Here is a 12,067-nt window from a genome sequence, read left to right as displayed (position 1 = left end):
ACACGAGATTTACAGAGAGATTTATAAATATAAGCCGTTAAAATTGGGTTCAAGTGCCAATTAGCGGCTTTCTAATTTGAAAAATAAATGTGCCAAAACAGTGCAATTACTCCAAATTTGTCATCAATTTCGACCACCATTTTCACAAAAATGACAACAAATCACCATACAACTGTAACTCCATGATATTTAAGGAATGCAAAGTTTGACTACCCCCAAGTTTCTGCAACCTTTCACTATGGATTCGATTGACTATCCCCTAATTTGATTTAGACTTCATCTCGGCTAGAAAGAAAGTTCTTTGTATATAAACATTTCGTTGGATTACTAGTAACCCCGTTGTGTTGTACGCAATAGCAATAAACTTTTCCGCGCTATCAGTGCCACAATTGGCTCAAAATAAAAATTTAATTTTAGGATATCATCATGTCTAACACAGTTACTGGTAAAGTAAAATGGTTCAACGAAACTAAAGGCTTCGGCTTCATCGAGCAAGAAAACGGCCCAGACGTATTTGCACACTTCTCTGCAATCACAGGCGACGGTTTCAAAACTCTTGCTGAAGGCCAACAAGTTGAGTTCACTGTATCTCAAGGTCAAAAAGGCCCACAAGCTGACAGCATCAAAGTACTTTAATTTAGTATTTTAAAGCTTTCTAAAAATAGCCAGCCTCTGCTGGCTATTTTTTTACCCGCTATTCAGAGATTTAAGGTAACATCCCCTCACTATTTCTATCTAAGACACCCTATCAATGGCTCTCAAACCGACAATCTATAAGTTTCGTATCTCTTTAACCGATATGAATCGCGACTATTACGACTCTTTTAATCTAACGGTTGCACAACACCCTTCTGAAACAGAACAGCGTATGATGGCGCGTATTATTGCTTTCTGTATCAATGCATCTCCTGAACTTGAGTTCACTAAAGGGTTGTCTAGCATTGAAGAACCCGATTTATGGCAGAAGTCGTTAGATGACCAAATCTTAGAGTGGATTGATGTTGGCGAACCCGATCCAGAACGCGTTAAGAAAGCGACTCGCTTATCTAAGTCAGTGAGTGTGTTCAGCTTCAACACCAAGTCGAACGTTTGGTGGGAGCAGAACAAAGGTAAATTCGGTTACCTGAAAGCTCAGATCGTTCGTCTAGACAACGATGGTATTGAGCAACTAGCAGCGATGACACAGCGTACTATGGACCTTTCAGTAATGCTGTCGGGTAACTCTGCGTTTGTAAACAGCGACACTCAATCAGCAGAAGTAACGTGGGAAGAGCTACAGAGTAATGACTGAGATCCAAACTCAGACTGAACCTCAGCGCCAAACTAAGCTCGAAGCGTGTTTGCAGCTCGCAGGTCTCGGTTCAGTCAAAGCGCTGACGACGGGCTATGAAAAAGAGTTAAAGTCATTTATTGATGACAACCATGATCTGTTTAGACACGCTTGCGAGAACAAGCCAGACAACTCTGCACGTCAGACGTTGCTTGGCCTGTTAACCAAGGTACATATCGATGCAAGCTATCGCTTTGAAAGCAATAAAGAAGCGAATGAGGCGATGCAAAATGTCTTCGATACTACAGTGGGCACCGAGCATAGCGACAAGTTTCAAAACTCTAACGCTCAGCAGTTAAAGTTAATCACTCATTTGTGGTTGTTCGTTCAGGGACGACTAGGAATGGATTACAGCCTTGCTAATGATCACGCAGCAGTAGCCGCTTCGTTGCTATCTCGCGTATCGAGAAACACTGATGATGAGATTCGCGTAGAGTTTATGGCAAGTTTTTATGATGGTTTGAACCTCTATCAAGCTGAGAATAAGCCGTCCGGTTTTGTTCACCACTTTAAGCGTTTGTTTAATCTTTCTTAAGCATTCCACCAACTGCTGTACCCAAATTTGCGCTCTATAGATTCTGTAGAGCGCATCTAATTTTCGTTCCAATCAACCCACCTCGAAAAAGCAGATTCCCTATTACGCTCGTTCCTCTCTTTAGCGAATGACGACAGGTCTTTCGAGTTAAAGCGTGATCATTTCCTAATCAACATCATCAATCTTGACCGTCATCCTCGAGAAGGAGGAACGACTGAGTCGGGGATCTCATACCAAATCAGAAACTACACAGACAAACAGATTCCCTATTACACTCGTTCCTCGCTTTAGGGAATGACACAAGTTAACGAGTCTCTCATTCAACAAGATCAGCAGCGTTTCCTCTAAAAAGCTGTCGATAGAATACACATTGAACCCTCACACGCCGTCATCCTCGAGAAGGAGGAACGACTAAGTCGGGGATCTCATACCAAATCAGAAAGCATGCAGATAAACACATTCCCTACTCGCTTATTCTTCACTCTAGAGAATGACGACATTCGCAGCCATTACAGTTAACTTCATTACAAGCACAAAAAAGATCCCACAAGATACCGCACTTCAGCACTGTTGCTTATCCGATTGCAATCCAAAAACCATACGTTAGAAACGAACAAAGTTTTGTTGTGATAATGATGCTTCCCATAAAACGACGAATTAAAGCTACGTATATGGCAAGGTTATTTTACAAATATAACTTATCAATTTATTCAAAAAGTGCATATTTTTCAGATAATTATTCTCAAATGGAAATGATCATTTATGTGACGAGCGGAAGCATTTTTTCCTATGATGATAAGTACACTGACTTTTATAAAATGATAATAAAAAACCTGCAAATACAACTAACGTTAACTTTAAATTATCTTGTTTTATAAGCGGAGAATTAAAATGAAAATATGGTCTGTATCCTTTCTTGCAACTGCAGTAGCTGTCGCTCTAAGCAGTAATGCGATAGCTTGTACTGGGCTTATTGTTGGCAAAGGAGCCTCGAGCGACGGTAGCATTATAATTGCTCGTAATGAAGATTTTGGCATTAACAACTGGAACAAATACCTAAAGTATCGACCTGCGCAAGATAACCAAGAAGGTGACTGGCAGTTAGGTAACGGATTAATTGTTCCAATGCCAAAACACTTCTTTGCTTACTCTGCGATACCAGACTGGGATGCGGATACCGTTAATCGCGATGGAAAGTTCTATGAAGAACGTGGGATTAATGAACACAACGTTGCCATTTCAGCAACAACCAGCGCAGAAATAAACGACAAAGTCGCCAAAGTAGATCCTTTAATCGATAATGGCGTAATCGAAGCCATTATACCTACGCTAATCCTTCCTCAGGCAGAAAACGCAAAACAAGCTGTAGAGTTACTCGGTCATTACATCGAAACCTATGGTGCTGGCGAAGGTAACAGCCTCTATATTGCAGACACCAATGAGGCGTGGCTATTTGAAATTGGTTCAGGTCACCATTGGATTGCTGTAAAAGTGCCTGATGACAGTTACGCCATGATTGCAAATGGCTTGCGTGTACATGATGTCAACTTGGCAAACAAAGAGGTACTGCATTCAAAAGATATATTCGAGTTTGTAGAACAACACAAACTGCTTGATAACGCAGATAAAAAATCTTTCAATTTTGCAAAAGCATTCGGAGTTATTGGTGATGAGTATAATATCGATCGTGAATGGCTAGGCCAAAAAATGCTGACACCTTCGCTGCATCAACAAAGTCGCATGACGCAATACCCTTTGTTTATGAAGCCAGAGACAAAAATCTCAGTTGAAGATGTGGCAGAAGTACTTAGCGCGACTTATAAAGACACGGTTTTGGAAGGAAAATCGAAACGACCAATTAGAGTTGAGCGTCAACTAGAGTCGCATATTATTCAGCTTCGCCCTGAGATGCCAGAAGAGCTTCAAGGTATTATTTGGCAAAGCTTTGGCGTGTTACCAGAATCTGTGTTAGTGCCGTTATACTCAACCCTACAAGATTACCCAAAAGCGTACCAAGTAGGCGATGATAACTACAGTGATGATTCAGCTTATTGGCAGTTCCGTAGCTTAACCGCCCTCGCTTCTTCAAACCCAGACAAGTATTTACCAGTACTAAAAGCAGCTTGGGACAAAGAAGAAACTCAACTATACAAGCAGGTCGCACACTTAGATAAAACGTTAGCAGACATGTATAAAGTAGATAAACAAGTGGCTCTGAACATGGCTGCCGACTACTCATACGGACAGCTTAAGCGTACCTTAGATATGGCGACTGAGCTTAGATACAAAATGATTACAGATTTGACTAAAAGCACAGAGAAGAAATACTCAGAGGAAGAGTTTAAGAAAATAGTCAATCTGTAGGTTTATGAAGCAACCAATAAAAACGGAGCATAATGCTCCGTTTTTTGATCTTAGTAGATTTAGTTCTAACGCAGGCCGTGTAAGAACTCATGGCGCGTTGCTGGGTTTGATCTGAAGATACCGCCCAGTGCTGTTGTTGTTGTTTCGCTGGTTGCGTCCATTACACCACGAGATTTTACGCAGTAATGAACCGCATCCATGGTTACAGCAACATCATCCGTTTCTAGTAGCGTTTGCAATGCTACAAGGATTTGCTGTGTCATGCGCTCTTGAACTTGAGGACGCTGAGCAAAGAAACGAACGATTCGGTTGATCTTCGAAAGACCAATGATCTTACCTTGAGGAATGTAAGCGACTGCGGTTTTACCATCAATGGTGACTAAGTGATGCTCACATGTGCTGGTTACGGTAATGTCTTTTACTCGTACCATCTCACGAACACCCATCTTGTTTTCGATCACGGTGATTTTAGGGAAATTGGCGTAATCCAAACCAGAGAAAATCTCATCCACATACATTTTCGCAATACGTTGTGGTGTTTCTTCCAGACTGTCATCTGCAAGATCAAGTTCAAGGAGAGTTAGAATCTCACGCATATGGTGTTCGATTCGTTCCTTTTTCTCTTCTCGGCTAACCTGGTTAGGACGCATTGGTGTCTCTAATCCGCGGCTTGCTAGCGCATCTTTAACCAACTTCGCTGATTCGCTAAGACCTGACATTGAACTTCCTCTTTTATTGCCCCTTCTGGATGGCAAACAAGGATACTCGGAATTTTGAATAAATACACCCATATTTTAAGGGAGGTCATTATTTACGGGGCTTAAACTATGCTAAAGTGGCTGCAATTTCGTTGGCGAACAACCGTGATTTGATAATTATTAAACCACCATTGCCAACCACTAAATCAAAATAATAACGACCAAAGGATTTCAATTATGGGCTGTTGCGACGCTCCGGGCTTAATGCCAATTGAAGAAGCACTAGATAAGCTGCTATCACCAATCAAACCAATCCAAACGACTTTATCTCTACCTCTTGCTGAAGCATTAGGTTATGTCCTTGCTGAAGATATTCTTTCCCCTATTTTCGTACCTCCTTTTGATAACTCAGCAATGGATGGCTATGCACTGCGCTTAGCAGATCTAGAAAACAGTAAAGTACTACCATTAGCAGGCAAATCTTTTGCAGGCCAACCGTTCGAAGGTGAATGGCCAAACAATACCTGTATTCGCATTATGACTGGCGCAAAGATCCCGGAAGATTGTGACGCCGTTATCATGCAAGAAAATACGGCCGAAACTGAGGCTGGTATTGAGATTCAACAAGACAACATAAAGCTGAACAATAACATTCGCCCTACTGGTGACGACATCAAACAAGGCGATATCGTTCTGAGCCGCGGTGAGCGTTTAACACCTCGTGACATTCCAATGATTGCTTCACTGGGTGTGAGCCACGTGACAGTGTTACATAAGCCTAAAGTCGCTTTCTTCTCTACTGGCGATGAACTAAAACCATTAGGCCAACCTCTTGAAGACGGTCAGATCTACGACAGTAACCGTTACGGTATTAAACCATTAATCGAAGCCTTTGGTTGTGAAGCTATCGACTTGGGTATCATCCCAGATTGTCCTGCGACGCTTAAAGAAACCTTCGAAAAAGCACAGCAAATAGCAGACGTGGTTGTGACTTCTGGTGGCGTGAGTGTTGGTGAGGCGGATTACACCAAAGATATTTTGGAAGAGATCGGCCAAATCGGCTTCTGGAAACTGGCAATCAAACCGGGCAAACCGTTCGCATTCGGTGAATTAGATAACGCGTGGTTCTGTGGCTTACCGGGTAACCCAGTTTCAGCAATGATGACCATGTACGTGTTGGTTCAACCTATGCTGGCTAAACTTTCAGGCCACACCGCATGGACGGCACCAGAGTCTATCCCTGCTATTACTAAATCTGCATTCAAAAAAGGCCCAGGCCGTACTGATTACCAACGTGGTATTTACTCGATTGAAAACGGTCAATTTGTGGTAGAAACAACAGGCAACCAAAGTTCAGGCGCTTTCCGCTCAATGAGCTTAGCAAACTGCTTTGTGGTTCTAGAGCGTGAACGTGGCCGTGTTGAAGTCGGTGAAACTGTTCAGATTCAACTGTTTAACTCAACGCTTTACTAACGAGGCTTGGTGATGGAAATACTGTCTGACGCAGAGATGCTTCGCTACAACCGTCAAATCATCCTTAAACAGTTTGATTTTGAAGGCCAAGAAGCTCTGAAACAGAGCTCTATCTTGGTACTGGGTGCCGGTGGCTTGGGTTGTGCCTCTGCTCAATACCTTGCGACTGCGGGTGTTGGTAAGCTGACACTGATCGACGATGATGTTGTCGAGCTTTCTAACTTGCAACGACAAGTCCTTCACACCGATGCTGATATTGGCAAGAAGAAGGTCAACTCAGCCACAGAATCATTGCAGATGTTAAACCCACACCTAAAAGTTGAGACCGTCGATCATAGACTTGATGACCAAGCGCTTGGAAAGTTGATTGAAGCACACTCGCTTGTTCTTGATGCCAGTGACAACGTTGAAACGCGCAATCAGTTGAACCGCTTGTGCTACACGTCAAAAACACCACTTGTTTCTGGTGCTGCAATTCGCATGGAAGGTCAGATTAGTGTGTTCACGTATCAAGACGCAGATGCACCGTGTTACCAGTGTTTGAGCGCCCTATTTGGCAACGCTGCACTAAGCTGTGTTGAAGCTGGCGTTATGGCGCCAGTTGTCGGAATGGTAGGTGCCGCTCAGGCTTTGGAAGCTATCAAGGTTATTGCCAAGTTTGGGCAACCAAAGCAAGGCAGGCTTTTGATTCTCGATGCTATGTCGCACAGCTGGCGTGAGATGAACTTAATGAAGATGCCTAATTGTTCGGTGTGTGGGTAGACTAAGTCGTAATCCTCTCCCACCGAAAACTTAAGCCTAAGCCTTGACTAAAGTCAGGGCTTTTTTAGATCTCTACATCAGCTTCTCACATCGATTTATCAATTTGAAATACTCTATGAAAGATTAGTTTCATTTGAGTTCTCATTTTGAGAATATAATGAACACCTCAGCAAGCTGAAATATAATAACTAAAAATCAACAACTTAAAATTGGCACATAACTTGTAACTGTATCTAAACCTTCTATGACACGGATGTAGATATGAGAATTACAACGTTAAGTTTGCTATTAAGTGCGTCTTTTGTCGCCAACTCCGCGCCATTCGATACCTGTCCAAGCCAGGCTTACCTCTTTCAATCAAAACCCGTTGAGGTTTGGGGTGTCAACCTAGTAACAGGTTCAACAACCCTTCTAGAAGACGATACTGGTATGAATGCCAATATCAATGGTGTTGGTTTCGACTTTCAAGACAGATATATCTACGGTTACGACACAACAAACAAACGTTTGGTGCGCCTTGGACAGGATTTCCAAGCTGAAGTCATCAATACCAGTGGATTACCAACCGATCACACCTTTTATGTAGGTGACGTATATGACCACGTTTACTACTTATATCGCACGGGCAAAGGGCTATTCACCGTTGACCTATCTCCTTTAGATGCTGATCCAAATGCGACCGTCACTGTAAATAAGATTGCAAACAGCCCCGCAACCGTAAAACTCACCGATTTTGCTTTTCACCCAAGTGATGGCTCTTTATATGGCATTGATAATGACTCCGGAGGCTTATACAGCTTCAACCCGACAACGGGTGCCGAAACCTACATCGGTGATACTGGTGAGTTAGGTACATTCGGAGCGGGTTATTTTGACGTAAACGGCTATTACTACGTATCTCGAAATCAAGACGGGAAAATCTACCGAATCAACCTATCTCCCGGCAACGCGACCAATATTGCAGCGGGAATTGTTCCAGCCGTTGAATTTGTATCGAATGGGCCTTCTTCAGGCCAAAACGATGGTGCTCGTTGTGCCAATGCCCCGGTTGTTGATGAAGATTCAAACATCGACTTTGGTGACGCGCCAGACAGTTACCTAACTCTACTCGCAAGCAATGGTCCTCGACATGAACTTGATGGCATCACATGGCTAGGCACAGATGCACCTGACGCCGACCTTGATGGCTACGTAACTCCACAATCAGATGAAAGTGTTGGCATTGACGATGAATGGGCTAACGGTGGTATCGGTTTTGTCACCGCCCTTGAAGCCGGACTTGATTCAAAAATTATCGTAGAAGCTTCGACCTCTGGTTACCTATCAGCTTGGATCGATTGGAACCAAGATGGCAGCTTCGATGGTGCTAACGAACAAGTGTTTACCGACTACCAACTGAATTCGGGTGAGAACGACCTGTTCCTCAATGTCGACATCAACGCACTTACAGGAACCACTTGGGCTCGCTTCAGATTCAGCCAACAAACCAACCTAAGTTACTTTGGCGGTTCTACCTCTGGTGAAGTGGTCGATATTCAAGTCGATGTGCTTAACGATGGTGCCACAGCTCGTTACTTCCCAAGTGCTTCAGGCTACGCAACCTTGGCGTATGAAGACAACTGGCCTTATAAAGCCGACTACGACATGAACGACGCCGTTCTAATGTATCGCATTACCGAGATCCTTAAAGATGGCAAAGTCGTTAAATCAACCATCGATGGACGTCTTGCTGCGGTAGGTGCTTCGTACAGAAATGGGTTTGCTGTTCGACTCCCTAACTTAGACCCGAGCTTAGTGAGTAGCGGAAACTCCTACATGAAGCACAATGGTGCATTCACTGACCTCGACCTAGAAGATGGGCGCAGCGAAGCAATATTTGTTATCGCCAATGACCTGACAGAAAAAATTAGCACTGGCTGTACCTTCTACCGCACCAGTAATGGATGTAAAGAAGATGAGCAGTTCTCATTCCAAATCGGTATTACCTTAGCGGGAGACGGTGTGAGTACAGACAGTTGGATAGACATGCCTTACGACCCATTCATCTTCGCAACACCTGGGTATTATCACGGTGAAAACCTACCTCTACATCCTGGACGTAGTTGGGAGGTTCACTTACCAGACCAAGCTCCAACTGAAGCATTTGATACAGTAAATCTATTCAATACGGGGCTAGGTGTTGACGACAGTGACCCCGCAGCGGGCAAGTATTTTAAAACCGCAGACAACCACCCTTGGGCGCTACTGATTACTTCAGACACGGAATGGGAATGGCCACTGGAATACGTAGATATTGTCACAGCCTATCCAAACTTTGCGAACTTTGCTGAATCCGGTGGTACTCAATCAACAGATTGGTTCCAAACACCTGCCGCTGACCAATGTTACTTGCCTTAGGAGAATGATCATGAATATGCCAATTAAACAGACAGTAACAAGCGGTCACCAAAATTCGAACAGTGCTCTGTTACCTAACCTGTCCAATACTGCACATAAAAAGAGTACGGCGCAGTCGCAATGTTGGGGGTTGTCGAAATCCATACGTATTACATTACTCATTGCACCACTCGCGTTGTTAGGTTGTGGGGGCGGAGGTGGCGATGGTGGCTCATCAACGTCAAGTCCATCGCCTTCAACACCTGCGGTGACATCACCTGTGACGTCTACACCAGTGACGTCAACACCAGTGACGTCAACACCAGTGACGTCAACACCAGCGACGTCAACACCAGCGACACAAACACCAGCAGCGTCAGCACCTGTGATATCAGCGCTCATTACATCACCATCAGTGGCCCCAACACCTGTCAATGTCGCAATAAACCCGGAACCGACACCAGTTACCGCGGTAACCTCCAACGGCCCGCAAGCGTACAAAATGGATGAGCTCGTAATCCCTGATGGTTTCGATTACAACTCTGTAGATCAATTCGACCTCAATATTGATATCAGTAACATCTCAACCGATCGTTCGTTTGTATCTGTATATAGCCGATTTACCACAAGAGCAGATTCAACCTACAAGCCGGATTATTCAAGTAAGGTCATTGGCGGCCCTTTAGACAACGGGACATTCACCTCCAACTTTGCGGCGCCTTTAAGCGAAGATACTCTGTTGATTGAAATCTGGTTTTATGACGGTCAAGCACCGCTGCAACAAGTCGTTGCAAGTAACGGCTCACAAATCACTTGGTAAACAGAAAGGAATAAAACGCGCTGAGTTAACTTAGCCAATGGCTGAATTCAGTGAAGTTAAGCAGCAGGCTCGAAATCAAAAGTCAAAAGTCAAATAACAGCACATAAAGGTGAGCAATGAGGCTCACCTTTTTATTTGGGCGCTATTTCAATTTTCAGTACTGGTTATGTTCACTTTATCGAGAGCCTGTCTTATCTTTTATGATATGACTTTCAAAGGCTTATTTTTATGAAACAGTTGAAAATAGGATTCGTTATACTGTCGATTGGTATTGGCCTACTTTGGTTTCTTTCCTATTTCCCGATAACATCTTCTGCCGGAGAACGCATTGAAGCCACAGTCATCTCTAATACGCTCACTCAATCCCTAGACGGACATAGGCGCTACCTCACGCTTGAAACTCAAGACAACGAAATATTTCGCGTTTCCATTCAACCAACAACAGACTGCCCTCTTGATTCTGTGGTCGCACTTGATACATTAAACAATCAAATAACCGGACAAAGCAGCTATCAGTTCATCCACTGTCGAGCTGCACAATAATAATGGACACCACAGTAATGAATCAGCCTCTCATCTCGCCTGCGCAACTACAACAGAAAATATCCGATAACAACGATCTCATCATCCTCGACGCCAGCATCGAATTTCAGATCCCAAGTGAATCAGAAAAGATCAAAGGGCAAATGATTCCTGGAGCTATTCGTTTCGACTACGATAAAGACTTTTGTAACAAACACACTTTACTTCCTCACATGTTCCCGACCGAAAAACACTTCAATACACGTGCACAAGAAATTGGTATCAATCAAGACAGCACGATAGTGGTTTACGATAACTCAGGAACCTTTGCCTCGCCCCGCGCATGGTGGATGTTTATGGCAATGGGACATAACAACGTTTATATCTTAGATGGTGGTTTACCGGCATGGATTGATGCCGGCTACGCAACAGATACCGACTTCAAAACAACAGTGCAAACCGGCAATTTTGAAGGGAGTATTCAAGGCAACTATTTTGTAAACGCTCAGCAGATTGAAAGTTACTCAACCAGCAAGAGCGCAAACATTGTAGATGCGCGTTCACAAGCTCGCTTCGATTCTAAGGTTCCTGAGCCACGCGAAGGCCTGCGTAGCGGTCACATCCCGAACTCAATTTGCTTACCATTCGCTCAAGTATTAAATGATGGCAAATTGAGAGCTCAAAATGAATTAGCTGAAATATTTTCAACCTTAGACCTAACCCCTTCTCAGCCTATGTTCTTTAGTTGTGGTTCTGGGGTAACGGCTTGCATCATCCTATTAGCCGCTAAACTAGCCGGTTATTCAGGTGATATGGGGGTTTACGATGGTTCATGGACTGAATGGGGCGCGAATGAGAAGCTACCTATTGCCGTAACTAAAATGTAATTCAGCTTCGCTTAATGACACTGTTAGAATATACTGTGCATGCATACGGAGCTTGCTAAAGGTTATGGTTGTAATTCATGATACTTAAGCATCTTATTGCTCAACAAGCTAAGCACTTAATAGCTCAGGCGTTTAACGCGGTTGTAACTTGAAGACGTAATCGCCCGAAGATGCAGTCACTTGAAGACATGCTTACTTAAGACGCTGTTACTTAACTATGCAGTCACTTAACGACATAGCAATTTAGTGACCGAGTTAACGCTACCTCCGTGTAAAACCATACGATTTCTAGAAAAACCG

General features: G+C 43.6%; 11 protein-coding genes. 10 read left to right on the top strand and 1 reads right to left on the bottom strand.

The genetic code is table 11. The features are described from left to right. Positions 1-426 precede the first annotated feature (426 nt). The 4 genes from K08M4_RS17360 (at position 427) to K08M4_RS17345 (ending at position 4,229) form a co-directional block, all read left to right on the top strand. On the top strand, positions 427-636 hold the full coding sequence (locus K08M4_RS17360; protein WP_004731543.1) for a cold-shock protein: 210 nt from the start codon (positions 427-429) through the stop codon (positions 634-636). 115 nt (positions 637-751) lie between these two features. Beyond that, positions 752-1,291 (top strand): YaeQ family protein, encoded by a 540-nt coding sequence (locus K08M4_RS17355; RefSeq protein WP_004731545.1) that lies wholly within the window; start codon positions 752-754, stop codon positions 1,289-1,291. Beyond that, positions 1,284-1,865 (top strand): hypothetical protein, encoded by a 582-nt coding sequence (locus K08M4_RS17350; RefSeq protein WP_086050800.1) that lies wholly within the window; start codon positions 1,284-1,286, stop codon positions 1,863-1,865. The genes K08M4_RS17355 and K08M4_RS17350 overlap by 8 nt, the downstream gene beginning before the upstream one ends. An 891-nt stretch (positions 1,866-2,756) precedes the next feature. Beyond that, the gene (locus tag K08M4_RS17345; protein ID WP_086050799.1) at positions 2,757-4,229 is read left to right on the top strand and encodes a C69 family dipeptidase; all 1,473 of its coding nucleotides are present in this window, start codon (positions 2,757-2,759) and stop codon (positions 4,227-4,229) included. Between the two features lie 65 nt (positions 4,230-4,294). On the opposite strand, the gene folE is transcribed toward K08M4_RS17345, so the two are convergent. Continuing rightward, positions 4,295-4,948 (bottom strand): GTP cyclohydrolase I FolE, encoded by a 654-nt coding sequence (gene folE / locus K08M4_RS17340; RefSeq protein ID WP_004731548.1) that lies wholly within the window; start codon positions 4,946-4,948, stop codon positions 4,295-4,297. A 216-nt stretch (positions 4,949-5,164) separates the two neighbouring features. On the opposite strand from folE, the gene moeA reads away from it, so the two are divergent. From moeA to K08M4_RS17310, 6 genes are all read left to right on the top strand, one after another. Then, positions 5,165-6,400: a molybdopterin molybdotransferase MoeA gene (gene moeA / locus K08M4_RS17335; RefSeq protein WP_086050798.1), complete on the top strand. Its 1,236-nt coding sequence runs from the start codon at positions 5,165-5,167 to the stop codon at positions 6,398-6,400. Between the two features lie 12 nt (positions 6,401-6,412). Beyond that, positions 6,413-7,162 (top strand): molybdopterin-synthase adenylyltransferase MoeB, encoded by a 750-nt coding sequence (gene moeB, locus K08M4_RS17330; protein ID WP_086050797.1) that lies wholly within the window; start codon positions 6,413-6,415, stop codon positions 7,160-7,162. Between the two features lie 261 nt (positions 7,163-7,423). Further along, complete coding sequence (locus K08M4_RS17325; protein ID WP_086050796.1) at positions 7,424-9,559, top strand: LruC domain-containing protein; 2,136 nt, start codon at positions 7,424-7,426, stop codon at positions 9,557-9,559. A gap of 10 nt (positions 9,560-9,569) precedes the next feature. After that, positions 9,570-10,358, top strand: coding sequence for a hypothetical protein (locus K08M4_RS17320; protein WP_435532569.1), 789 nt, complete (start codon positions 9,570-9,572; stop codon positions 10,356-10,358). 228 nt (positions 10,359-10,586) lie between these two features. After that, positions 10,587-10,901, top strand: a complete 315-nt coding sequence (locus K08M4_RS17315) for a hypothetical protein (RefSeq protein WP_086050794.1) — start codon at positions 10,587-10,589, stop codon at positions 10,899-10,901. 17 nt (positions 10,902-10,918) lie between these two features. Continuing rightward, positions 10,919-11,767, top strand: a complete 849-nt coding sequence (locus K08M4_RS17310; protein ID WP_086050793.1) for a sulfurtransferase — start codon at positions 10,919-10,921, stop codon at positions 11,765-11,767. The last annotated feature ends 300 nt before the right edge of the window (positions 11,768-12,067 follow it).

It is taken from the genome of Vibrio syngnathi (assembly GCF_002119525.1).
Taxonomy (GTDB): domain Bacteria; phylum Pseudomonadota; class Gammaproteobacteria; order Enterobacterales; family Vibrionaceae; genus Vibrio; species Vibrio syngnathi.
The sequence above is the reverse complement of the archived record's forward strand: the minus strand, read 5'-3'. Positions and strand labels throughout refer to the sequence as shown.